Raw genomic sequence first — 24,118 nt, 5'->3', positions numbered from 1 at the left:
CGCTTATGTTCAGGGGGAGCTTATGCAACTTGAATCAGTGCTATTTAAACATGTTGGGATGTTTCGAGATTTAACCATTGAATTTCAACCTGCAAAACGTCCCATCACGCTTATTTTAGGTGAGCAAGCCACAGGCAAAACTACAATTTTAAGAAATATCTATCAAGCCTTAACGTGGTTCTCCGCACGTTATAAAGATATTCGCACTGCTGGTGTTGTGATTGCTGATCAAGATATTTTGTTGACACGCTTACAAGCCAAAGTTCAAGTCCAAGTTAGAATGAGCAGCGAATTAAATCATCATCTACCAGAAAGTAGCTCTGCACAAATGACTGACACTCAGAACTGTAGTTGGAAATTATTTAAAACATTTAACAGTCAAGGCGTGGGCATTAGCCAAGTTGAAACTCAACAATTGGATCAAATGGTGTCGTTGTATCAAAAAACCAGTCTTCAAGACCCGTTATTTGGTTTACCGTTCATTGCCTACTATCCTGCTGAACGTTTTGTGCAAGAAGTCAATTTACAAAGTAAGAATGCACCAGGAACATTACAAGATATTGCTGCCTACGATTTAATGGCGATTCCATACACAACTTTTGCGCGTTTCTTTGAGTGGCTACGAGAAATTAGTGATGTTGAAAATGCTCACTCTGCCCACATTGTCAGACGTATTATTGGCAACGATTTCAGTCAGCAGAATCAATCAGAGGTTTTGCAGCAATTACAACAAGAACTGATGAATCATCCTAAACAACTTTCAGCACCTAATTTATATGCGCTGAAAAAAAGCTTACATACCATTTTTCCAGAATTGAATGATATCTATATTCAATATATCCCTAAGCTTCAATTAATGGTGCGTTACAAAGATCAGACCATTCCATTTCAGCAATTATCGGCCTCTCTTAAATCATGGATTGCATTGGTAGGTGATATTACACGTCGTTTATGCTTGCTTAATCCACATTGTTTCGACCCTTGTTTAGAAGGTGAAGGCATATTATTAATTGATCAAATTGAGCATCAGTTAGATCAAAATATGAGTGCTGAAATTTTAGAGCGTTTACATCAAGCATTTCCAAGACTGCAAATTATTGCTTCAGGCAATCGCGATGAATTATTAGAACATGCTTTAGAATATCAATGCTTAAGGTTAGGTGATAAAGAAATTTATGAGATTAATCTTGAGAAATCTCAACAACAACTTTCACAACTCTATAATGAGTTAAGTCAATCAGAAAGCATTCTCTTGCAGCAGAATCAACACTTATTAGAATCAGAAACTTTGATCAGTAAAGTTGATGAACTCTTTCATCAAATCCAAGCGCTTGATGAGCAAGAAAAGAGTAATTTGCTTCATCTACTTAAAATTGATGATACCCCTCAAGAGACATCACTTTAATATTGGGGTTTAAGCTTGATTGCATCATTAATCCTCATAAACTAGAGATCAATTTTTTCTTTTGAATAGGTCTTATATACCTGAACACTAGATTGTAGGGACAAGCATTTGATCCAAGACCAGATCTCTATCCCTCTTATGTATACAGATAATTGAATGGAAAATATTCAATTAAATAGCGAACAAAAAACATTGATAGACAAGTTTTAGCGACAAAGATGTTGTTATTTTCATGTAATAACATCAGATTTTTGTTGATTTTTTATAGTAAAATAAAATTCATTTTTTACTTTCAAGTTGTGCAATACAACTTGCCCTTTCCGTTAACTTGATTGGGTTTCGAGACTTGAAAATTTGGCTTTCTCTTTGAATGCCTTAAGTCTTGGAAGAAAATCCACCATTAGGTCTCTCTCGACCTAAATCATCGACATGGATATCAGTGTGCTACCGATTATTATTTTATTACCACTCATACTTGGCACAACCCTTGTCTCACAATTGCAACGTATTTCACGGGGTATGACGGCAATTGGAGCAATTGGCATTAGCCTGAGTTGTTTTATTTTACTGCTTAGCCAAGCTGAAACGGTTTTACAGGGTAATGCCCTGCAACAGAGTTGGGAATGGCTTCCACAACTAGGCATCAATCTTAGTTTTCGCCTTGATGCGTTAGGATTATTATTCGGCTTACTGATTAGTGGGATCGGCACACTGATTTATATTTATGCCTATTATTATCTCAGTCCCAAAAACTCACTCAGTAAACTGTATCAGTTGCTCATGCTATTCATGGCGGCTATGCTTGGAATTTCACTCTCCAACAATTTGATTATCTTACTGGTATTTTGGGAACTGACCAGTATTTCTTCATTCTTGCTCGTGGGCTATTGGAGTCAATATGATGCCGCCCAACGTGGCGCACGTATGGCACTCACCATCACAGGGATGGGCGGTTTGGCGATGCTAGGGGGCTTTGTCCTCTTAGGACAAATCACGGGTACTTACCAGATTGACCAATTGGTGTTAATGAAAGACTCCATTCAACAACATCAGTTATTTATTCCAACGCTACTTTTAATTTTATTAGGTGCATTTACCAAAAGTGCGCAATTTCCTTTTCACTTTTGGTTGCCAAATGCAATGGCAGCTCCCACCCCTGTTTCAGCCTATCTACATTCAGCAACGATGGTAAAAGCAGGCATTTTCTTATTAGCACGTTTAGCCCCTCTATTTATTGGTGCTGCGCTGTACCACAACATTGTGACCTTTGTTGGTCTATTTACCTTGTGTATGGCAGCAGGTTTCGCCATATTCAAAGAAGATCTCAAAGGGCTTTTAGCTTATTCAACCATCAGCCATTTAGGTTTGATTGTTTGTTTACTCGGCATTGGTTCACCACTCGCTGTTGCAGCAGCAATCTTTCATATCATTAATCATGCAACATTCAAAGCTGCTCTTTTCATGATTGCAGGCATTATTGATCATGAAACAGGAACACGTGATTTACGTAAGCTCAGTGGTATCTGGCAACTCCTTCCGTTCACAGGTACCCTAACCATGATCACCGCTGCTTCGATGGCTGGTGTACCGCTGACCAATGGCTTTATTTCCAAAGAGATGTTCTTTACGGAATTACTGGCAAACCTATCAGGCCCAGTAATGATAATTGCAGCCACCGTAGCAACTTTATCCGGTATTTTTGCTGTTACTTATTCTATTCGTTTGGTACATGGTGTGTTCTTTGATGGTGGGATTGGTAAACACATTCCTAATAAAGATGCGCACGAACCACCTCTCGGAATGCGCTTACCAGCGATTATATTAGCGACATTATGTATTCTGGTCGGTATTCTGCCTGCACTATTGGCTGGAACAGTCGTGAATAGTGTAATGCGTGCGAGTTTGGCTCAACCTGAATTTGAGGGTGTTCACTTAGCGATTTGGCATGGTATTAATGCACCTTTAATCATGAGTCTGATTGCATTGATGGGTGGTGGTTTATTTTACTTTAGCCTCATTAAAAATGAGCGTTTACGTAAAATTGACTTAGACCCTTATTTAGGTAAATTCCAAGGCAAACTTTTATTTGAATCATTCCTGAAGCATCTCTTACTTACCAGTCGAAAAATCAAACAAAAGACAGAAACTGGTTCTCTACAAAGTTATCTTCTTTGGATTGTTTTCTTTAGCATCATCATGGTGGGTTTACCCCTATTCAATCAGGGTTTAACAACTGGCACACGTGAGCTTACCCATGCTCCATGGATTGCTGTGGTCTTATGGCTCACATTATTCTCTGGCTGTTGGATGATGTTGTGGTTCCACCACGAACGGATTAAAGCTGTTTTAATTAGTGGTGCTGTTGGACTTGTTGTCACCATGGTGTTTGTCACCCTATCTGCACCAGATCTTGCACTTACTCAGATCACAGTTGACGTTGTTACTACTGTTTTATTGTTGATGAGCTTATCGTTATTACCGCAGTTAACCCCTTACGAATCGAGTCGTCCACGCCGCTGGCGAGATGCAAGCTTAGCAATCGCAGGTGGTATCGGTATTGGTTGGATTACATGGCTAATACTAACACGAGAACATAATTCAATCTCATGGTTCTTCTTACAACAATCCCTCCCATTAGGCGGTGGTTCAAACGTCGTCAATGTCATTCTTGTTGATTTCCGTGGTTTTGATACCTTCGGTGAAATTACAGTATTGGGTATTGCAGCAATAGGAGCACTGTGTCTCATGGATGGTATGCGTGCGCATGGCACTACCATGACACAAGGTTTATCTTATCGTTTTAACCCTTCACCATTGATGTTACGTATTTCAGCCTCATGGGTACTTCCTCTTGCCCTTGTCGTCAGTATCTACATTTTTATGCGTGGGCATAACTATCCCGGGGGTGGATTCATTGCAGGTCTGATCACGGCAATGGCACTCATCATTCAATATATCGTATTGGGTCAAGATCAAGCTGAGCAATTGATTAAAGCAAAATCTGGTCGCTTATATGAGATTTGGATTGGCTCAGGTTTAGCAATTGCAGGTTTAACGGGTATTGCAGCTTGGTTTTGGACACGCCCATTCTTAACAACAGCACATATTTATATAGAACCACCATTATTGGGGAAAATGCATTTAGCTTCGGCTGTCTCATTTGATCTCGGGGTTTATATGACCGTTGTTGGCGCGACAATGCTGCTAATTTCAGTCTTAGGTGATTCGCGTCACTCAAGTATGTCTGGACCTGTTCCAAGTGGAGATAAATAAAAATGGTTAGTATTGAATTTTTGCTCGCTTCGGGAATTGGTCTTCTAACAGCAACAGGCATCTATTTAATTTTACGTGCCAGAACCTTTCCTGTCGTACTCGGTCTGGCCATGATCGGTTATGCCGTAAATTTATTTTTATTTGCAGTCGGTCGTATTCAAATTAATGCACCTGCAATCATTACAGAAACAACTAAAGTAACAGATCCGTTACCGCAAGCGTTGGTACTGACTGCGATTGTGATTGGTTTTGCAACAACCGCTTTTATTGTACAGCTTGCTTTACGTAGTCGCTATGAATCTGGAACAGATCATGTTGACTCCAAAGAAGAACCAACGGTAACTTATGACCCACGTGAGGATGAGCCATAATGTTTGATTTCAATAATTTTTGGCATGCTCATACTCCTATTTTAAGTATTTTGATTCCAGCATTTACGAGTTTTTTATTACTTTTATTAGGCAATCCTGGTTCCGGTTCTCTAAAACAGGATTGGCGCCAACCTTGGCGACGTGGCATTAGTTTAGGTTCTGCACTTCTAGGCTTAATCACAGCAATCAGTTATTTGATGATCGCCAATACAGGTCAAGTTACCGTTTACCAACTTGGTGAATGGTCTGCTCCTTTTGGAATTGTTTTAGCTCTCGATCGTCTCGCTGCATTCATGTTGGTGCTCACTTATGCACTTGCAGTGCCTGTCATTTGGTATGCAAGTGATAACTGGGACACACGTGGGCGCTATTTCCACACCATGTTCCATTTTTTATTAATGGGTATAACGGGTGCATTCCTGACAGGTGACTTATTTAACTTATTCGTGTTTTTTGAAATCCTGTTAATGGCATCTTATGTATTGCTATTACATGGTCAAGGGCGACCGCGTTTCCAGCTAGGCATACATTACGTCACGATTAACTTACTCGCATCAGCGCTATTTTTGATTGGTTTAGGGATGATCTACAGCAGTGTTGGTAGTTTAAATATGGCTGATGTGGGTCGCCTTATCCCAACCCTAGACAGCGATCAACATAAACTTGCTATCGCGGGTGGCTTGTTACTGTTTGTAGTATTTGGAATCAAAGCAGCAATGCTACCTGTCGGCTTTTGGCTACCAAAAACCTATGCTGTTGCAAGCACACCCGTTGCTGCAATTTTTACTATTATGACCAAAGTTGGTATTTATGCCATTCTACGTGTCAATGGTACTGTTTTTGATGATGCAATGGCACAGAGTATTTTCAAAAACTGCTTATTAATGATTGGTTTGATTACTTCATTATATGGTGTAATCGGCGCAATTGCTGCTGAACGCTTACGCCGTTTTGTTGGCTTTATGGTGTTGTCATCGATTGGAACATTACTCATCGCTATTGCCATGTTTAATACCCAAGCATGGTCAGCAGCATTGTATTATTTAGTACATAGTACGCTGGTTGCCGCTGCATTCTATTTATTCTGTGGTTGGATGACCTCACAACGTGGTTCTTTCAAAGACCACTTAAAAGTTGCACCTAAAATCAAACAGGAAAAAGCGGCTGCTTTTACTTATTTTACCATTGCACTCATGATGGCAGGTCTACCCCCTTTCAGTGGTTTCTTAGGTAAAGTTTTTATCTTACAGGCTACCGCTGAAGCGCCTTATCAAGGTTGGATTATTGCTGTTATTCTGATTGTTAGCTTACTCAGCATTATCGCATTCACACGTGTTGGTTTTATCCTTTTTTGGCGTGCTAGCCAACCCGAAGAAAATCCTAAAGAATCAGCATATATCGCTTATCAATCACTACCTGATACAGCACCTAATCGGAATGACAAAGCAATCTATGTATTACTGACTGCTTTGATAAGTTATGTTGTATTTGCAGCACCAATTCAGAGTTATACAACTTCAACTGCACAACAAATTCAAAATCATGCGCTTTATCAACAAGCGATTCTAAAACATGATAGTCAAGGTCGTGCCATTAGCGTGCAGCCATTTGATGCAGCGTATTTGCCTGAAACTAAATATGGTGGTGAGGTTGAGGATCATAATGCGGTATTAATTCCAGATGTTATCTCAAAACCGACGCTACAAGGCGAGCATATTTCGGAATATAAACAACGTCAAATTGCAGAGCAAACTTTATCAAATCCAACTATTCCAAATGCTACACAATTAAAACCGATGGAGGAACACTAATGCAAAAACGTGCTTTGCTTGATCGTTGGTTTCCCCACCCCTTTGTGTCATTTTTAATTTTCGTGACTTGGCTCATGCTGTCACATAGTTTAGACATCACAGATATTTTTATTGCAATTCTATTAGGTATCTTTGTTTCACGTTTGGTAAGCTCTTTTATTGCACGTACACCACATATTCATTGGTTTCCTGCAATCAAACTTTTTTTTGTGGTGTTATGGGATATTGTGATTTCAAACTTTCGTGTAGCTAAAATGGTACTTGGGCCAATGGATGAGTTGCATCCAAAATGGTATCGCGTCCCTCTAGAAACTGAGCATGAGCAAGTAAATACTCTACTCGCAATGATCATTACAACGACGCCAGGTACGGTATCCGCAGGGATTGATCAAGAGCGAGGAGATATTTTAGTTCATGCACTCAGTACCGATAATGCTGAATTAGATATTCAAGACATCAAAAATCGTTATGAGCTACCTTTGCTCGAAATCTTTGATGTAAAGATTGCAGAAGGAGCAGCGAAATGACCATTTTACCTTATGCACTTGCGATTAGTTTAGTGGCAATCACGATCTCCATGTTTCTTTGTCTCATCCGCATGATCATTGGACCATCTGTTGTTGATCGCTTGTTAGCACTCGATACTCTTTTTCTTAATGCAATATGCCTAATTGTGGTGTTAGGTATCTATTGGGCAAGTACCAATGTATTTGAAGGTGCTTTATTGGTGGCGATGCTCGGTTTCGTTTCAACTGTTGCACTGGCTCGCTATTTTACCACTGGACATGTGATTGATTAAGGAGAGAGGTTATGCAAATAATTTTTGAGATTATCATTTCGTTCTTTTTGATCTTTGGTGCATTTTTTATGCTCGTAGGTTCAATCGGAATGATTCGCTTACCCGACTTATTTATGCGCCTACATGCACCGACTAAATCAAGTACGCTAGGCTTAGGGAGCTTTTTAATTGCGGCTATGATATTTGGAGCGACTCAAGGTCATTTCGGTTTTGCTGAATTATTGATTACTTTATTTGCATTTATTACTGCCCCAGTATCTGCAAATTTGATGGCACAAGCTGCAATTCATTTACGTTTGCGTTCAACCAGTGGTGATGTTCCAGAAGCTTTAAATCGTCCGCTACCATGGCAACGTTATCGTCGTAATGCAGAAAAGAAAGATCAACTTTAAGTTGGTCTTTTTATTGAGCTCAATGTGTTTTTAAGTTTCAGAAAGCCTAAACTAATTAACTAGCTGAAAGATATAATTTTAATAGAAAAAATCATATCAATCACAATGATCTATAGCACAAAAGAAAGCCACCCGAGGGTGGCTTTCTTTTAAAACTTATTCTTTATCGTCTTGCCCTTGTTCAGGCAGATCCTTCACAGCTTCCGCGATCAGACCAAACATATAGTTACCATAGGCATTGGTTTTATCGTAATGGAAACGCAATCTTGGCGTAATACGTGTCTTGATACGATGGCTCAACTCATGACGCAAGAAACCAGAAGCTTTATTCAATACATCTAAAGTTTCTTTATTTGCGACTTCACTTTGCTCATCACCAAGTTCACGTCCCATCACAGTGACATAAACTTCAGCATAACCCATGTCTGCACTGACTTTCACCGCAGAGATGGTCACTAGACCACCTAAGCGAGGATCTTTAAGCTCTTGACGGATCAGCTCAGACAACTCACGTTGTACTGAATCCGCCATCCGCTTTAAGCGTTGGCTACCCGCCATTAAAGACTCCGTTTAATCAATTGAACATCATAGACTTCGATCTTGTCTTTGACTTTGATGTCTTTATAGCCTTTCACCGCAAGACCACATTCCATACCGGCACGAACTTCTTCAACCACTTCTTTATAACGACGAAGAGATTCAAGTTCACCTTGGAATACAACCACGTCATCACGTAATACGCGAATTGGTTTATTACGGTGTAACATACCTTCAAGTACCATACAGCCTGCTGCTGCACCAAATTTACTTGAGTGGAAGACTTCACGCACTTCTGCAACACCCAAGATCGTTTCACGATGTTCAGGTGCAAGCTTACCGCTCATTGCAGCTTTTACATCATCAATTAAATGATAGATGACGCTGTAATAACGAATATCAATGCCATCTTGATCAGATTTTTGACGAGCAGTGTTATCTGCACGGACGTTGAAACCTAATAATACTGCTTCTGAAGATTCAGCTAAAGTCACATCTGACTCAGTGATTGCACCAACACCAGAACCAATGATGCGGACTTTAACTTCATCTGTAGAAAGTTCGTCAAGCGCAACATGTAATGCTTCTAAAGTACCACGCACATCAGTTTTGAGTACGACATTCACATAAGGAATATCTTTTTTACCCATAGATGCCATGATGTTTTCAAGACGCATTGCACTGGCACGCTCTAGACGCTTATGACGCTCACGGTCAGAACGAGCATCAGCAACTTCACGTGCTTTCTTCTCATCATTCACTACAAGAACTTCATCACCTGCCATTGGTGCATCAGGTAAACCTAAAATTTCAACTGGAATTGAAGGACCTGCTGAAGTGATACGTTGACCATTTTCATCAACCATCGCACGTACACGACCATAAGATGAACCCGCAAGAACCAAGTCACCAATGTTCAATGTACCATTTTGTACAAGAATTGATGTTACCGCACCACGACCTTTGTCAACACGTGCTTCAATTACTACACCTTGCGCCGCACCTTCTGCTGAAGCTTTAAGCTCCATCAGTTCAGATTGGATCAAGATAAGATCAAGTAACTCATCAATACCCGCACCAGAATGTGCTGAAACTTTAGCGATAGGTGTATCACCACCCCATTCTTCAGGTACGATTTCTTTATGTGCTAATTCGTTTAATACGCGATCGACATCCGCAGATTCTTTATCCATTTTGTTGATAGCAACAATAATTGGTGTACCCGCTGCACGTGCATGGTCGATTGCTTCAGCAGTCTGTGGCATTACACCATCATCAGCAGCTACAACAAGAACCACGATATCCGTTGCTTTTGCACCACGTGCACGCATAGACGTAAACGCTGCATGGCCCGGTGTATCTAAGAAAGTAATAATTCCTTTCTCAGTCTCAACGTGATAAGCACCGATATGCTGTGTAATACCACCCGCTTCACCCGCTGCCACTTTAGAGCGACGAATACGATCCAGCAATGACGTTTTACCATGGTCAACGTGACCCATGATTGTTACTACTGGTGGACGAGTCGTTTGTTCACCACGTGCTTCTTCAGCTGCTTCTAATAAATTATCTTCAGCTTGTGTATCAGAAACTAATACTGGGTTATGACCCATTTCTTCTACAACGAGTACCGCAGTATCTTGGTCAATTGCTTGGTTTTGAGTGACCAACTCACCCATTTTCATAAGTGTTTTGATAACTTCACGAACTTTAATCGCCATCTTTTGTGCAAGATCGGCAACTACAATTTTTTCACCAATTTCAACATCATAAACCTGTTTTTTAACAGGTTTTTCAAAACCATGCTTGTTTGCCTGACTGGTTTTCAAGCCGCGCTTATTATGGCTCTTACTGAAGCTTTGCTCAGACTGAGCATCGCCACCACGACCACCTTTCTTACCAGCACGAGGATTTGCAGTTGCGCCCCCACGTTTGATTTCACGGTCTTCTTTATTGAAAGAATCTTCGTATGCCTGACCAACGAGACCCGCAGCCAAAGGCGAATCATCAATAACACGAATCGTTGTCGTTGCATCATCACTTGAATATTTTGATGCCATCTGACGCATTTGCTCAAGTGTACGCTGTTGCGCTTCTTCAGCTGCTTTACGACGCACTGCTTCTTCAGTTGCTTTCAACTGAGCTGCTTGTGCTTCACGTGCTTTTTTCTGTTCAGGGGTTTCTGTTGGCTTGACAACAGGTGCTTTAATTACCTTGTCGCTACCCCGTTTCTTTACCACAACTGCGGTTTTTGCAGGAGCTTGTGAAGCACTCTCAGAAGTATGTGCTGCACGCATTGCTTCTAACGTTGCATTGGCTTTTTGTTCAGCTACATTACGTGCATTTTGAACAGCTAAATCACGTGCATTTTGCTCTGCGCGTACTTTAGCATCTGCTTCTGCACGTGCTTTCGCTTCTGCTGCAAGTAATTCTGGATTCGGTTTAGCAAAAACTTGTTTCTTGCGAACTTCAACATTAATGTTTTTTGCTTTACCCGAAGTACTTGTTACTTTAGCAGTACTGGTTGTTTTACGTTTCAACGCAATTTTTCCTGTGTTACCACTGTCCTGACCATGTACTTTTTTCAAATGATTGACCAAAGTATTTTGCTGTTCAGCGGTAATAATGTCATCTGCTTTACGCTGTGGTAGACCTGCTTCGCGAACCTGCTCTAGGAGTTTCTCTACAGGACGTTCTACGCTGAGCGCTAACTCTTGAATCGACTTGTCCGTCATCTATTATCTCCTAGTTAAACCATGATTCACGTGCTTTCATGATCAATTGACCTGCTTTGTCATGACCTAAACCTTCGATATCCGAAATATCATCAGTCGCTTGATCAGCCAAATCATCAATTGTAACCACACCACGCGCCGCCAATGCATAAGCAATCTCAGTGGTCATACCATCCATACCGAGAAGTTCTGCGCTTGGCTCTTGAATATTTTCTTGCTGTTTCAGTGCATCAGTTAAAGCAGCTTCTTTAGCACGGCTTTGAAGCAATTCAACTAAATCCGCATCTAGTTCAATTTCATCAAATGTTTCAGCTGGAACATAAGCAATCTCTTCTAATGAAGTAAAGCCCATTTCCACCAATGCCATTGCTAAATCTTCTTCAATATCGAGACGTGTAACAAACATATCTAAATACTGTTGTGCTTCATTTTGCTGACGAGCACGATACTCTTCTTCTAACATCATGTCGAGTTTATAACCCGTCAATTCCGATGCTAAACGAACATTTTGCCCTTGCGAGCCAATTGCACGTGCTAACTGATCATTCGTTGCGAAGATAATATCTGCACTACGTGCATCTTCATCTAGTACAATACCTGATACATCAGCTGGCTCTAATGCGCTTGCAATATATTGTGCTGGATCATCTGACCACACCACGACATCAATACGCTCACCATTCAACTCTTGTTGTACTGCTTGAATACGTGTACCACGCATACCAATACATGCACCTACAGGGTCAATACGATGGTCATTGGTTTTCACTGCAATTTTAGCACGAACACCCGGTTGACGAGCAGCTGCTTTAATTTCGATGATTTCTTCAGAAATTTCTGGAATTTCTTTTTTCATCAATGCAATTAACATCTCAGGACGAGCACGAGATAATAATAATTGCGCGCCACGACCTTCGCGGTTTACGCTGTATAAAATGGCATTGATACGTTGCTTAGGACGCAAAATTTCTTTGTGAATGGTTTCTTCACGCGCCAAGTAAGCTTCAGCGTTATCACCTAGATCAATGATGAAACCATCTTTGGTTTGTTTTTTGACTTCGCCGTAAATCAACTCACCCACTTTAGATTCATAGGCATCGGCAACCAAAGCACGCTCAGCTTCACGAATCTTTTGTACAATGACTTGTTTCGCAATTTGAGCAGCAATACGACCAAACTCAATTGACTCAACTTCTAGCTCACGCACATCACCGATTGACCATTTTGATGGATCAACATCTGAGATTGCATCTTGGCAAGCTGGCATTTCATGATCTTCATCCGCCACAACTGTCCACTGACGAAAAGTGCGATAATCACCTGTTTTACGATCAATCTCAATACGAAGCTGTGCTTCTTCTGAATGGGTTCCTTCGTAAAACTTTTTCTTCGTTGCTGCAACAAGTGCTTGCTCTAATGCTTGGAAGATCGCCTCACGACTAACACCTTTTTCATTACTAACCGTTTCTGCAACGGTAAGAATTTCGCGGCCCATAAGTCACCTACCGATTTCTTATAAAATTAAGTTAATATTAGTCTTGATAGATTAAATTTGCTTTATCAATATTATTACTATCAATTTCAAGCACATGTTTAGCTTCCACTTCAACTTGAATGATTTCATTTTCTAAGTCTACAGAAAGTAATTTCGCTTGAAACTTACGACGATTTTCGACGGCAGCAATTAATCGTAAAGCCACTTGTTGCCCAACATAAGCAGGCAATTGATTGAGTTGAAAAAATGGACGATCCCAGCCTGGTGAAGAAACTTCTAAAGCATATTCACCTGAAATTGGGTCATGAACATCAAGCATTGCACCCACTTGTTGTGTCACTAAAACACAATCTTGAACGCCAATACCACGCCCTTGTTCAACTTCGCCATCTTCATTTAAGATAGGTTCAACATTCTCATCAACTACTTTATCAATATAAATACGTAATAAAGAACGTTTACCTTGAGGTAGGAATTCAATCCCCCATAGATCTACACCACACGCAGCTACTGCTGGCGCGATTAGATCATGCAATGCTTGAGATTTATTTGATAATTTCATTTACTCTCGTCGCTCTCATGCGAGCCAATCAATCTTAACCGTATAGTGAAGCACGACTATTTGACCAATTGATGTCGAACACTACACGATAGCTAAACAACCAATAAAAAAGGGCGTAAATCGCCCCTACATTACACAGAAAACCGAAGTCCACTGTGCAAAAAGGCCCACCTTATCGTGAGCCTCTTTTAGAAACTTGGTAGCGGGAGCTGGATTTGAACCAACGACCTTCGGGTTATGAGCCCGACGAGCTACCAGACTGCTCCATCCCGCAACAACGTGCAAAAATTATATACAAATATGAAAAAAAGTCAATTTAAGTTTTCTTCACACCTGCTTGATTAAGTTGCACCTTAATCAAATGGTAGCGGGAGCTGGATTTGAACCAACGACCTTCGGGTTATGAGCCCGACGAGCTACCAGACTGCTCCATCCCGCAACAACATATACACTGCATACACCAAACTTACTGGTTATTAAGCTTGGTGCGGAAGGGGGGACTTGAACCCCCACGCCCTAAAGCACTACCACCTCAAGGTAGCGTGTCTACCAATTCCACCACCACCGCAGCTTTGTGGGACGCATTCTATTCCTTTAAATATAAAAAGGAAAGCACTAATTCAACTTATTGAGTTGTTTTAGGTGCGTTTGATGAAGTTTCAGGCGATGTTACTGGTGCAGAGGTCGTGGTTTGAGCGGATTTTAAGCTATACGCATCCGCTGTTTGTTTTTTTGCAAAAACAGCCAAAGTTAAACTCGTAGCAAAAAACAAGGCTGTAAAAATCGCGGTTAAGCGTGTTAAAAAGTTACCCGCTCCAGAAGCACCAAATACCGTAGCAGCACCACCGCCACCAAACGACGCTCCTGCTTCAGCACCCTTACCTTGTTGCACTAAAACCAATCCAATAATCATAATTGCTAAAATGATATGTACAACGAGTATAAAACTATACATTTCTACTTCCTATTATTTGCTTTGAGCAAATGCTTTTGCAATTTGATAAAAAGATTGTGCATTGAGTGATGCACCTCCAACCAAAGCGCCATTAATATCAGGACATGCAGCCAACTCAACAGCATTGTCGGCTTTGACACTACCACCATACAATATAGCCATGTTTGTACCGAATGATGTAATTTGTTTTAAGCCTTCACGTATTTTTGCATGCATTGCTTGAGCATCCGCAGGTGAAGCTGTCTTCCCTGTTCCAATCGCCCAAATCGGTTCATACGCTATCACAATATTTTGCCATTGTTCAGCTTTAACGACCGATGCAATATCACAAATTTGTTGTAATACCACTTGCTCAGCAGCGCCTTGCTCACGCTGCTCTAAACTTTCGCCAACGCAATAGATCACGGTTAAACCTGCATTTAATGCATTTTGCAGTTTTGCTTTTAAAATATTGACGTTGTCACCAAATAATTCACGGCGCTCAGAATGTCCAATCAATACATATTCAATCTGACTATCTTTTAACAGTTCCGCACTCACCTCACCTGTGTAAGCACCAGTACCTGCCACACGAGAAAGATCCTGAGCCACAGTATAAACAGCTCTGGTTGCATCTTTTAGCTGAGCGTGAACACCAATCAACGCAATCGTTATTGGCGCTACACCAATATGACATTGCTCAGGAGAAATATTGTCCTGTTGTAGTAACTGCTTAAATTCTTCTATTAATTGGAAAGCATTCGCATGCATTGGATTCATTTTCCAATTGCCAATAACCCAAGGGGTAATCGCCGAATTCGACATACTTCGCCCACCTACGACTAATTTATAAAAAATGCTGCATATTTTACACGTATTTTTATAAAATTCAGTTTTTCTTTTCAGTTTAAGTTTCAACCAAAAGAAAATAGATCCAAAAAACCATCAACTTTTTTTACATGTATATGTCGATTTCTTACAATAGTTTGCTTTATTTCTAGCGAACGCTACTCACTGAATCTGAAATTAATTTGTAAAAAAATCGATCAGTTCAAGTTTTTCAATATGAACCAAGTAAAAAACAACACTTTCTATAGTGGTATTTTTACGTAACAAAAGTATAATTTTGAGGATAGCTATTATAACCATATTGTCAGTAAGGCGGACAGATGTCAGGATTACATACGTCTCCAAAGTTTTCGGGGTTCATTCGACGTTTAGTTGAAGATGGTCATATGACTGCTGCAAATATGCAGAATGCAATTGATGCAGCCAAGAAAGCCAAACAAGATATTGTTGCTCATTTGATTGAACAACATCGTCTTTCTCCACTTACCATTGCAGAAAGCATCTCCGTAGAATTTGGCGAACCACTTTTTGATTTGGCGGTTTACGATGTTGGATTATTACCTCGAGAATTAACCGACAATAAACTCATACAAAAACATCGTGTTGTTCCGTTAATACAACGTGGACAAATTTTGTATGTTGCTACGAGCAACCCAACTAATATTGATGCATTAGATGCAATTAGGTTCAATACGAAACTTAATATTGAACCAATTATTGTTGAGCATACGAAACTTGAAAAGTTAATCGAACAACATTTCGGTGATTCAGGTAGTTTCGATTTTGGTGACAGTGAAGACTTCGATTTAGATATCGATGTTAATCAAGATTCTCCTCAAGAAAATGACGATAATTCATCTCAAGGTGATGAATCGCCTATTGTTAAATATATTAATAAGCTTTTAATTGATGCAATTCGCATGGGCGCATCAGATTTACATTTTGAACCTTACGAAAAAACGTATCGTGTGCGTTATCGTGTAGATGGCGTTCTACGCCAAATTGCTACCCCACCATTACAAATGGCAAATCGCTTGGCTTCTCGTTTAAAAGTTATGTCCCAAATGGATATTTCAGAAAAACGAATGCCTCAAGATGGTCGTATTAAACTCAAGTTATCAAAAACCAAAGCAATTGATTTCCGTGTTAACTCTTTACCTACTTTATTTGGAGAAAAATTAGTACTACGTATTTTGGATCCATCAAGTGCTATGCTCGGGATTGAAGCATTAGGTTATGAAGATGATCAGAAAGCATTATTCATTGAAGCACTTGAAAAGCCTCAAGGAATGCTATTGATTACAGGTCCAACAGGTTCTGGTAAAACCGTATCGCTATATACTGGTCTAAATATTCTAAACACTGAAGATACCAATATTTCAACAGCAGAAGACCCTGTTGAAATTAACTTGGAAGGCATTAATCAGGTCAACGTGAATCCAAAGACGGGATTAACTTTCTCTGCTGCATTAAAGGCTTTCTTACGCCAAGACCCGGATGTAATTATGGTCGGTGAGATTCGTGATTTGGAAACAGCCGAAATTGCAATTAAAGCAGCGCAAACAGGTCATATGGTGATGTCAACACTGCATACCAACAGTGCGCCAGAAACTTTAACTCGTTTACGCAACATGGGTGTACCTTCGTTTAATATCGCAACATCAGTTAATCTTGTTATCGCACAACGTTTAGCACGACGTTTATGCTCACAATGTAAAATACCTCTTAATGTACCTAAGCAGAGTCTCATTGAACTAGGATTTACTGAACAAGATTTAGCCAATCCAGATTTACAAATATTTCAGCCTATTGGATGTCCTGAATGCCGTGAAGGGTATAAAGGGCGAGTAGGTATTTATGAAGTCATGAAGGTCACCCCCGCAATCTCTAAAATTATCATGGAAGATGGAAATGCACTGCAAATTGCAGCAGCATCAGAACAAGCAGGGTTTAATAATCTCCGGCGTTCTGGTTTGAAAAAAGTAATGCAAGGAATTACCTCATTGCAGGAAATTAACCGAGTAACAAGTGAATAAAATTAATAATAAGGATTAATAATCATGGCAGTTAAAAAAGCGCAAATGATGCCTACTTTTGCCTATGAAGGAATAGATCGTAAAGGGGCTAAAATCAAAGGGGAAGTTCCAGCACGTAACATGGCTTTAGCCAAAGTCACGTTACGAAAACAAGGAATTACCATTAAAAATATTCGAGAAAAACGCAAAAATATTCTCGAAGGTTTAATGAAGAAAAAAGTATCAACATTAGATATTACGATTTTTACTCGTCAATTAGCAACCATGATGAAAGCAGGCGTACCCTTAGTACAAGGCTTTGAGATCGTCGCCGAGGGTTTAGAAAATCCCTCTATGCGTGAAGTTGTACTAGGAATTAAAGGGGAAGTTGAAGGTGGCAATACATTTGCTGGCGCGCTAAAAAAATATCCACAACATTTTGATAATCTATTCTGTTCATTAGTTGAATCGGGTGAGCAATCGGGTGCATTGGAAACTATGCTAGATCGTGTTGCGATCTATAAAGAAAAAAGCGAATTATTAAAACAAAAAATTAAAAAAGCCATGAAATATCCAATTAGTGTTCTTATTGTAGCCGTGATTGTAACTGTGATTTTAATGGTTAAAGTCGTTCCAGTGTTTCAAGACCTATTTAGTTCCTTCGGTGCAGATCTTCCAGCATTTACTCAAATGGTTGTAAACATGTCCAATTGGACACAGAAATACTGGTTTATCTTAATTATAGTAATTGCAACATTAATTGCCTGCGTCTTAGAAACAAAAAAACGTAGTAAAAAATTCAGAGACTTTTTAGATAAAATGGCACTCAAAGCACCTATTTTTGGTGATCTAGTCTATAAAGCGATTATTGCTCGTTATAGCCGTACACTTGCAACCACTTTTGCCGCTGGTGTACCACTGATTGATGCTCTCGAATCTACAGCTGGTGCAACGAATAATGTTGTTTACGAAGAAGCTGTGATGAAAATTCGTGAGGATGTTGCAACAGGTCAACAGCTACAATTTGCGATGCGTGTGTCAAATAAATTCCCGTCCATGGCGATTCAAATGGTTGCAATTGGTGAAGAATCTGGAGCATTGGACACGATGTTAGATAAAGTCGCAACACATTTTGAAAATGAAGTGGATAATGCAGTCGATGGCTTAACATCAATGATGGAACCACTGATCATGGCGGTATTAGGTGTACTCGTGGGTGGTCTAGTTATCGCGATGTACCTTCCTATTTTCCAAATGGGATCAGTAATGTAATGCATCAATTTTTATCTTACTTTATAGACAACCCAACTGCGTTATATGTCGCAGTTGGACTTTTAAGTTTATGCATTGGTAGTTTTTTAAATGTCGTCATCTATAGAACACCAAAGATGATGGAACAAGAATGGCATCATGAATGCCAAATGTTGTTACACCCAGAACAACCTATAATAGACGAAACTAAATTAACCTTAAGCACCCCACCATCTACATGTCCAAAATGTAAATCTGCTATTCACTGGTATCAAAATATTCCTGTAATGAGTTGGTTAATGCTTCGTGGCAAATGTGGTGCTTGCCAAAATCCAATTAGTATTCGCTATCCACTTATTGAACTATTAACAATGATTTGCTCATTAATAGTAGTTGCTATATTTGGTGCGACCGTACAAATGTTATTTGGCTTAATACTCACTTGGGTCTTAATCACATTAACGTTTATTGATTTCGACACACAGCTATTACCCGATCGCTTTACCTTACCACTTGCCGCACTAGGCTTGGGAATCAATAGTTTCACTATTTATACTTCTGCTGGTTCAGCGATTTGGGGCTATTTGATTGGCTTTCTATGCTTATGGATTGTTTACTATATCTTTAAACTCGTCACAGGCAAGGAAGGTATGGGCTATGGTGATTTTAAACTACTTGCAGCTTTAGGTGCTTGGATGGGACCATTGATGCTCCCCCTAATTGTGCTACTCTCTTCAGTTGTTGGTGCAATTATTGGAATTATTTTGATAAAAATGCGTGGTGAAAACCAACCATTTGCATTTGGTCCTTATATTGCAATTGCTGGCTGGATTGCATTTTTATGGGGAAATCAAATTATGAAAATATATCTAGGTGGATAATATGAGTTTTATCTTGGGCATTACTGGTGGCATTGGTAGTGGCAAATCCGCCGCGACACAATGGTTTGAATCCCAAGGAATTGTTGTAGTCGATGCAGATATTGTAGCTCGTGAGGTGGTTGAGCCGGGTCAACCTGCTTTGAAAGAAATTCAACTTTCTTTTGGAGACTGGGTATTATTAGAAGATGGCAATCTGAATCGACGTGCACTTCGTGAACACATATTCCAGTTTCCAGAAGCGCGAGAAACACTCGAAAAGATCACTCACCCTGCTATACGCCAATCCATTATTCAACAATTACAACAAGCAGAAAGCCCTTATGTCATTTTAGTTTCACCTCTTCTCTTTGAAACCAATCAACATGAACTTGTGCATCATACCCTACTCATCGATGCAAATGAACAAACACAACTACAACGTGCAAGTCAAAGAGATGGACAAAATGAAGAACAAATCCGCAAAATTATCGCGGTACAAATGCCTCGCACCCAAAAGCAATTACTCGCAAATGATATTGTTATGAATGATGGTTTACTTGAGCACCTTCATCAACAACTAAAACCATTACATCTAAAATATCTACAAACTGCTGAACAGGCATTTTAATCCTGCTTCTGTTGCGCGAGTCGTTCACTCAGCGTGTCTTTTTTAAACCAGCGCCATGGCTGTAATGCACCAATACCCATTCCTACTAAACCACAAGCAATCGCTGTATTTAAAGGCTCATCAAGCAGTGGAACAGCAATCACAGCGGCAATAAAAGGTGCCAAAGTAACAATACTACCCGTTTTAAATGCACCTAAACGCTCAATCGCAGCAACATAGGTCAAAGTTGCAATAATTACGACCAATACACCATGAAATAAACCTTGAATGACTAAATGAATGGGTTCTGCTTCTTGAAAATGTTTTGGAACAAATAAAATATAGACAGGTAAATAAATAATCGCCGACCAAATTGCCACGCTTGCCATGGAATGCCAAGCCGATAATTTCCATTGTTTAAGCAATACTGTAAAAACTCCCCACCAAACAGCACTGATAAAAAAAAGTAAATCGCCTAAGCCAAAAGCGGCCGCTTGATCATGCAGCATCAGATAGCTCATTAATACAAGCGCACTTAACATGATGCTAAGACTTAACCAAGTATGTTTATCAAAAGGCTGTTTAAACAATAAATAAGCAGCAACCGCCGTACATAGAGGAATACAGCCATTTAAGAAAATTGCAGCATGAGCTGCTGGTGCTTGCAAAAAAGCCGTATAAACGGTTAGACAATAGGCTAAACCACCTGTTAAGGCTAAAATGACTGGACGTGGATGCCATAAAAAAGCTAAATCTTTTTTATAAATGAGCACAGGCATTAAAATAAGAAAGGCTATCGCAAAACGCATTGCCACCAAATCCCATGCACTCACATGCCAATGTAAATTTAAACGGGAGAAAATGGTAAATCCCCCCCAAATACACATTGTAATTAAAACAAATAGATAACCTTGTGTACGAGCAGTCATTTAAGATTACATTGGCAATACTTGCATGAATTATACAACACTACGCTGGCGACATGCTTCATAAAGTGCCATACCAGTTGCGACACTCACATTTAGACTTTGTAAATCACCAGACATCGGAATATATACCGTGTGATCACATTGAGACTGAGTAATCGGTCTTAAACCTGTGTCTTCCGCACCCATAACAATGACAACTGCACCCTTAAAGTCACATTGCTGAATTGGCAATGCTTTTTCATCTAGCATTGTGCCAACAACACGTGTATGTGTGGTCTCTTTTAAATGAGCTAAGGTTCGAGCTAAGTTAGTCACTTGAATGAACTTAACTTTTTCCGCCCCACCTGCTGCAACTTTACGTGCCGTCGGGGTTAAACTAGCTGAACGATCACGTGGCACAATCACCGCCTGAACACCCATCGCAGCTGCAGTACGAATACATGCACCGAGATTATGCGGATCAGTCACTTGATCTAATGCCAGTAACAAAGCGTCCGGTGACTGCTGCATCAATTCGTCTAAATCTTTTTCATTTAAGGTTGGATGTGGTCGAACTGCAGCCACTACACCTTGGTGAAAAGGTAAGCCTGCAAGCTTTTCCAAGCTATCCCGACTCGCCTTTTGGACGCTAATACCAAAAGGTTCTGCGAGTTGCAAAATCTTTTGTAATCGCTGGTCATCACGACCTTTTAAGGTAAATAAAGTCAAAACGCGTTCAGGCTCTAACTCCAATAATGACTCAACCGAATGAACGCCATAATAATATTCAGGTTTTGCCATGAACGACCTCTTGCAGTATTCCCGATCTATAAAGGGAGATTTTGAAAAATAAAAATCCTGCAAAGTAGCTTTACAGGTGAGGAGCGAATAGCTCCACAAGGGAATTTAATAAAAAAATCCTGCAAAATGAATTTACAGGATTCTCTTTAGGTATAGTGTACCCGATTTAAGAAGCGATCAGTTAACCTTCTAAATGACATACATAATCAAGTACTTCATCAGTCTCGATGTGGAAAACACTATTTCCTGGGACATAAAAAGACTGACCTGCGCGGAATAACTCACTTTCTGTACTATCTGCGATTTTTACACGACATTCACCAGAAATGATTTCCATACGTTCTGGCACATGTGTTTCAAAAGTTAATGCCTGTTCAGTAGGTAAAATCACACCTAATGTCTTTTTAGTACCATCTTCAAATTGTACAGTATGGCTGATACATGCCCCACCAAAATATACATTTGACTTTTTAATGACCGTAACATGATCAAACTGCACTGAACTCATGCCTACTCTCCAAATAATGCAGCATTTATATTAGGTTATGATGGACGTAGTTTAATTGTGCCTGCGTCACTAATCAATCCATTTTTATCATGCTTTAACAGCAATTTTTATGCCTTTCTACTAAAGTAATGTTCAACTCACAAGCGCTTTTAGATCAAAGCATCCGATCTAAACTACAATAGAAAAAATCTTATAAATTGATAGATAAGCTTTACATCACTAAATTATTCAAAACAGCTCCAAAAATAAAACATGATTTCATCAACACAACGCTGCTCCTCTTGTTCGATTAGCAAAATTTCTCTATCTTTAAGCAAAAGATTACGTGCACTGGATGCATATATGCTCACCCATTTAACTTTAATTAATTTTGCACTTGCAGACCATTTAGCTTTAGATATTGAACAAGGTTTCAATGTTTTGACTGGGGAAACTGGTGCAGGAAAATCGTTATTGTTAGATGCACTGTCTGCATGCTTGGGTGAACGTACCGATACCAACTATGTCCGTTATGGTGCAGATAAAGCAGACGTCACTGCTGTGTTTAGTTATCAAGCTGAAAGTGCGGAAGCAAAATGGCTTACAGAACATGAACTAGATGATGATTCTGGTGAGATTCATTTAAGACGTGTCATATTTGCGACAGGTCGAAGCAAAGCATGGATCAATGGGCGCCCAAGTAGCTTGTCTGAGTTAAAAGAAATTGGACGCTTACTGGTACAACTTTATAGCCAGCATAGCCAACAGCAATTACTTGAGCCCCCTTATCCGAAGCACTGGTTAGATCGTTATCATAATTTTGCCGAACCAGCAGATGCAGTACGTGAAGCGTATAGCACATGGCAAAAAAACATTCGCCAACATCAAGCCGCTTTAGATGCGCAAGCCACACGTATTCAAAAAATACAAAATTTAGAATCTCAAATTGAAGAACTTGAAGAGATTGTCCAAACGGATTATCGAGAGATGGAACAAGAGTTTGATCGTCTCAGCCATCATGAACATATTATGCAAGACTGTAGTTACAGTCTAAATGTCTTGGATGAGGCGGAACAAAATATCACTCAAGAAGTTGCTTCAATCATTCGTCGTTTAGAGTCTCATGCAGGACGCAGTGAACAGTTATCAAATATTTATAATTCGTTACTCAATGCGCAAAGTGAGATTGAAGATGCAACCGCGAGTTTACGCCAATTTATTGATCGCCAAAGCTTTGATCCTGAAAGAATGGAACAGCTCAATACAACCTTAGAAATTTTCCATCGTCTCGCGCGCAAACACCGTACCCAACCTGAATTACTCAAACAAGAATATGAAACTTGGCAACAGGAATTAGAGCAATTACATCTATTAGAAGATCCTGCAACCTTAGCGGAACAAGTAGAAATTTCTTATCAAATTTTTATGCAAAAAGCTGAACATCTAGATCATATTCGTCGTGCAGCCGCAGTTCCATTGGCGAAGCAATTGACTGAACAAGTGAAGCCGCTTGCTCTACCAGAAGCATATTTTGAATTTAAATTCGAGCCAATGGAAGCAAATGCCGAAGGCCTCAGCTTTATTCAGCTTCTTTTCACTGCCAATAAAGGGATTCCTGCACAACCGCTGGCTCGCGTTGCTTCTGGCGGTGAACTCTCTCGTATTGCACTGGTCATGCAAGTGATGAATGCCGAAAAAACAGAATCCGAAGTTTTGGTCTTTGATGAAATTGATGTCGGAATTAGTGGCGGTACGGCCGAAGTGGTTGGTCGTTTACTCGCCGATCTAGCTCAGCATGTACAACTACTCTGTATCACCCACCAAGCTCAAGTTGCTGCACAATCTGACCAACACCTATTGGTCAAAAAACAACAAACAGATCCAGCAAGCAGTACTATTATTGAGTTAAATGAAGAACAACGTATTCTAGAACTAGCACGTATGTCTGGCGGCGTTGAGATTAGCGAAACCACCTTGCAACATGCCAAACAACTGCGTCAACTAAAATTTCAATCCGCTTAAAACG

Annotated in this window: 21 protein-coding genes and 3 tRNA genes; 12 read left to right on the top strand and 12 right to left on the bottom strand. The window is 39.9% G+C overall.

Annotated features, from left to right (window positions below; all coding sequences use genetic code 11):
* Window positions 1-22: 22 nt before the first annotated feature.
* From O1449_RS01610 to O1449_RS01580, 7 genes are all read left to right on the top strand, one after another.
* Window positions 23-1,405: an ATP-binding protein gene (locus O1449_RS01610; RefSeq protein WP_269238974.1), complete on the top strand. Its 1,383-nt coding sequence runs from the start codon at window positions 23-25 to the stop codon at window positions 1,403-1,405.
* 429 nt (window positions 1,406-1,834) lie between these two features.
* The gene (locus O1449_RS01605) at window positions 1,835-4,678 is read left to right on the top strand and encodes a monovalent cation/H+ antiporter subunit A (protein ID WP_269238972.1); all 2,844 of its coding nucleotides are present in this window, start codon (window positions 1,835-1,837) and stop codon (window positions 4,676-4,678) included.
* Window positions 4,679-4,680: 2 nt separating this feature from the next.
* A complete protein-coding gene (locus tag O1449_RS01600; RefSeq protein ID WP_050042068.1) occupies window positions 4,681-5,049 on the top strand; it encodes a Na+/H+ antiporter subunit C in 369 nt (122 codons plus the stop codon).
* The gene (locus O1449_RS01595; RefSeq protein ID WP_269238971.1) at window positions 5,049-6,860 is read left to right on the top strand and encodes a monovalent cation/H+ antiporter subunit D; all 1,812 of its coding nucleotides are present in this window, start codon (window positions 5,049-5,051) and stop codon (window positions 6,858-6,860) included. Before O1449_RS01600 ends, O1449_RS01595 begins: the two co-directional genes overlap by 1 nt.
* Window positions 6,860-7,387 (top strand): Na+/H+ antiporter subunit E, encoded by a 528-nt coding sequence (locus O1449_RS01590; RefSeq protein WP_269238970.1) that lies wholly within the window; start codon window positions 6,860-6,862, stop codon window positions 7,385-7,387. Before O1449_RS01595 ends, O1449_RS01590 begins: the two co-directional genes overlap by 1 nt.
* Window positions 7,384-7,659 (top strand): monovalent cation/H+ antiporter subunit F, encoded by a 276-nt coding sequence (locus tag O1449_RS01585; RefSeq protein WP_269228980.1) that lies wholly within the window; start codon window positions 7,384-7,386, stop codon window positions 7,657-7,659. The genes O1449_RS01590 and O1449_RS01585 overlap by 4 nt, the downstream gene beginning before the upstream one ends.
* 11 nt (window positions 7,660-7,670) lie before the next feature.
* Complete coding sequence (locus O1449_RS01580; RefSeq protein WP_269228981.1) at window positions 7,671-8,051, top strand: Na+/H+ antiporter subunit G; 381 nt, start codon at window positions 7,671-7,673, stop codon at window positions 8,049-8,051.
* Window positions 8,052-8,207: 156 nt separating this feature from the next.
* On the opposite strand, the gene O1449_RS01575 is transcribed toward O1449_RS01580, so the two are convergent.
* The 9 genes from O1449_RS01575 to tpiA form a co-directional block, all read right to left on the bottom strand.
* A complete protein-coding gene (locus O1449_RS01575; protein ID WP_269238969.1) occupies window positions 8,208-8,609 on the bottom strand; it encodes a ribosome-binding factor A in 402 nt (133 codons plus the stop codon).
* Entirely contained in the window at window positions 8,609-11,323 is a 2,715-nt protein-coding gene (infB, locus tag O1449_RS01570) for a translation initiation factor IF-2 (RefSeq protein ID WP_269238968.1), read from the bottom strand. The genes O1449_RS01575 and infB overlap by 1 nt, the downstream gene beginning before the upstream one ends.
* Before the next feature lie 10 nt (window positions 11,324-11,333).
* The gene (nusA, locus tag O1449_RS01565; protein WP_269238967.1) at window positions 11,334-12,818 is read right to left on the bottom strand and encodes a transcription termination factor NusA; all 1,485 of its coding nucleotides are present in this window, start codon (window positions 12,816-12,818) and stop codon (window positions 11,334-11,336) included.
* A 37-nt stretch (window positions 12,819-12,855) separates the two neighbouring features.
* Window positions 12,856-13,380, bottom strand: coding sequence for a ribosome maturation factor RimP (rimP, locus tag O1449_RS01560; RefSeq protein ID WP_269228983.1), 525 nt, complete (start codon window positions 13,378-13,380; stop codon window positions 12,856-12,858).
* Window positions 13,381-13,577: 197 nt separating this feature from the next.
* Window positions 13,578-13,654, bottom strand: a tRNA-Met gene (locus O1449_RS01555).
* 88 nt (window positions 13,655-13,742) lie between these two features.
* A tRNA-Met gene (locus tag O1449_RS01550) sits at window positions 13,743-13,819 on the bottom strand.
* A gap of 44 nt (window positions 13,820-13,863) precedes the next feature.
* Window positions 13,864-13,948 (bottom strand) — tRNA-Leu (locus O1449_RS01545).
* A gap of 57 nt (window positions 13,949-14,005) precedes the next feature.
* The gene (gene secG / locus O1449_RS01540) at window positions 14,006-14,335 is read right to left on the bottom strand and encodes a preprotein translocase subunit SecG (RefSeq protein WP_005162938.1); all 330 of its coding nucleotides are present in this window, start codon (window positions 14,333-14,335) and stop codon (window positions 14,006-14,008) included.
* A gap of 12 nt (window positions 14,336-14,347) precedes the next feature.
* Window positions 14,348-15,139, bottom strand: coding sequence for a triose-phosphate isomerase (gene tpiA, locus O1449_RS01535; RefSeq protein WP_269238965.1), 792 nt, complete (start codon window positions 15,137-15,139; stop codon window positions 14,348-14,350).
* Between the two features lie 344 nt (window positions 15,140-15,483).
* On the opposite strand from tpiA, the gene pilB reads away from it, so the two are divergent.
* From pilB to coaE, 4 genes are read left to right on the top strand one after another with little or no spacing between them, the layout of a single operon-like run.
* Window positions 15,484-17,199 (top strand): type IV-A pilus assembly ATPase PilB, encoded by a 1,716-nt coding sequence (pilB, locus tag O1449_RS01530; RefSeq protein ID WP_269228985.1) that lies wholly within the window; start codon window positions 15,484-15,486, stop codon window positions 17,197-17,199.
* Window positions 17,200-17,223: 24 nt separating this feature from the next.
* Window positions 17,224-18,450, top strand: coding sequence for a type II secretion system F family protein (locus O1449_RS01525; protein ID WP_269228986.1), 1,227 nt, complete (start codon window positions 17,224-17,226; stop codon window positions 18,448-18,450).
* Window positions 18,450-19,310: a prepilin peptidase gene (locus tag O1449_RS01520; protein WP_269228987.1), complete on the top strand. Its 861-nt coding sequence runs from the start codon at window positions 18,450-18,452 to the stop codon at window positions 19,308-19,310. The genes O1449_RS01525 and O1449_RS01520 overlap by 1 nt, the downstream gene beginning before the upstream one ends.
* Before the next feature lies 1 nt (window position 19,311).
* Entirely contained in the window at window positions 19,312-19,917 is a 606-nt protein-coding gene (gene coaE / locus O1449_RS01515) for a dephospho-CoA kinase (protein ID WP_269238964.1), read from the top strand.
* Here the strand turns inward: coaE and O1449_RS01510 are convergent.
* From O1449_RS01510 to ppnP, 3 genes are all read right to left on the bottom strand, one after another.
* Window positions 19,914-20,825: a DMT family transporter gene (locus O1449_RS01510; protein WP_269238963.1), complete on the bottom strand. Its 912-nt coding sequence runs from the start codon at window positions 20,823-20,825 to the stop codon at window positions 19,914-19,916. The two genes, coaE and O1449_RS01510, sit on opposite strands and share 4 nt — an antisense overlap.
* A 30-nt stretch (window positions 20,826-20,855) precedes the next feature.
* Window positions 20,856-21,605: a 23S rRNA (guanosine(2251)-2'-O)-methyltransferase RlmB gene (gene rlmB / locus O1449_RS01505; protein WP_269238962.1), complete on the bottom strand. Its 750-nt coding sequence runs from the start codon at window positions 21,603-21,605 to the stop codon at window positions 20,856-20,858.
* A gap of 181 nt (window positions 21,606-21,786) precedes the next feature.
* Window positions 21,787-22,113 (bottom strand): pyrimidine/purine nucleoside phosphorylase, encoded by a 327-nt coding sequence (gene ppnP / locus O1449_RS01500; RefSeq protein ID WP_004659291.1) that lies wholly within the window; start codon window positions 22,111-22,113, stop codon window positions 21,787-21,789.
* Window positions 22,114-22,455: 342 nt separating this feature from the next.
* Here ppnP and recN point away from each other — a divergent pair, with 342 nt between their 5' ends.
* Complete coding sequence (gene recN, locus O1449_RS01495; protein ID WP_269238961.1) at window positions 22,456-24,114, top strand: DNA repair protein RecN; 1,659 nt, start codon at window positions 22,456-22,458, stop codon at window positions 24,112-24,114.
* Window positions 24,115-24,118: the final 4 nt, after the last annotated feature.

Origin of the sequence: Acinetobacter sp. TR3 (assembly GCF_027105055.1) — a bacterium.
GTDB lineage: Bacteria > Pseudomonadota > Gammaproteobacteria > Pseudomonadales > Moraxellaceae > Acinetobacter.
Note: the sequence above shows the minus strand (reverse complement) of the source record. Positions and strands in the feature narration are given on the sequence as shown.

Coding starts and splice junctions, on each gene's coding strand:
- O1449_RS01610 (WP_269238974.1), top strand. CDS start 23: ATGCAACTTGAATCAGTGCTATTTAAACATGTTGGGATGTTTCGAGAT.
- O1449_RS01605 (WP_269238972.1), top strand. CDS start 1,835: ATGGATATCAGTGTGCTACCGATTATTATTTTATTACCACTCATACTT.
- O1449_RS01600 (WP_050042068.1), top strand. CDS start 4,681: ATGGTTAGTATTGAATTTTTGCTCGCTTCGGGAATTGGTCTTCTAACA.
- O1449_RS01595 (WP_269238971.1), top strand. CDS start 5,049: ATGTTTGATTTCAATAATTTTTGGCATGCTCATACTCCTATTTTAAGT.
- O1449_RS01590 (WP_269238970.1), top strand. CDS start 6,860: ATGCAAAAACGTGCTTTGCTTGATCGTTGGTTTCCCCACCCCTTTGTG.
- O1449_RS01585 (WP_269228980.1), top strand. CDS start 7,384: ATGACCATTTTACCTTATGCACTTGCGATTAGTTTAGTGGCAATCACG.
- O1449_RS01580 (WP_269228981.1), top strand. CDS start 7,671: ATGCAAATAATTTTTGAGATTATCATTTCGTTCTTTTTGATCTTTGGT.
- O1449_RS01575 (WP_269238969.1), bottom strand. CDS start 8,609: ATGGCGGGTAGCCAACGCTTAAAGCGGATGGCGGATTCAGTACAACGT.
- infB (WP_269238968.1), bottom strand. CDS start 11,323: ATGACGGACAAGTCGATTCAAGAGTTAGCGCTCAGCGTAGAACGTCCT.
- nusA (WP_269238967.1), bottom strand. CDS start 12,818: ATGGGCCGCGAAATTCTTACCGTTGCAGAAACGGTTAGTAATGAAAAA.
- rimP (WP_269228983.1), bottom strand. CDS start 13,380: ATGAAATTATCAAATAAATCTCAAGCATTGCATGATCTAATCGCGCCA.
- secG (WP_005162938.1), bottom strand. CDS start 14,335: ATGTATAGTTTTATACTCGTTGTACATATCATTTTAGCAATTATGATT.
- tpiA (WP_269238965.1), bottom strand. CDS start 15,139: ATGTCGAATTCGGCGATTACCCCTTGGGTTATTGGCAATTGGAAAATG.
- pilB (WP_269228985.1), top strand. CDS start 15,484: ATGTCAGGATTACATACGTCTCCAAAGTTTTCGGGGTTCATTCGACGT.
- O1449_RS01525 (WP_269228986.1), top strand. CDS start 17,224: ATGGCAGTTAAAAAAGCGCAAATGATGCCTACTTTTGCCTATGAAGGA.
- O1449_RS01520 (WP_269228987.1), top strand. CDS start 18,450: ATGCATCAATTTTTATCTTACTTTATAGACAACCCAACTGCGTTATAT.
- coaE (WP_269238964.1), top strand. CDS start 19,312: ATGAGTTTTATCTTGGGCATTACTGGTGGCATTGGTAGTGGCAAATCC.
- O1449_RS01510 (WP_269238963.1), bottom strand. CDS start 20,825: ATGACTGCTCGTACACAAGGTTATCTATTTGTTTTAATTACAATGTGT.
- rlmB (WP_269238962.1), bottom strand. CDS start 21,605: ATGGCAAAACCTGAATATTATTATGGCGTTCATTCGGTTGAGTCATTA.
- ppnP (WP_004659291.1), bottom strand. CDS start 22,113: ATGAGTTCAGTGCAGTTTGATCATGTTACGGTCATTAAAAAGTCAAAT.
- recN (WP_269238961.1), top strand. CDS start 22,456: ATGCTCACCCATTTAACTTTAATTAATTTTGCACTTGCAGACCATTTA.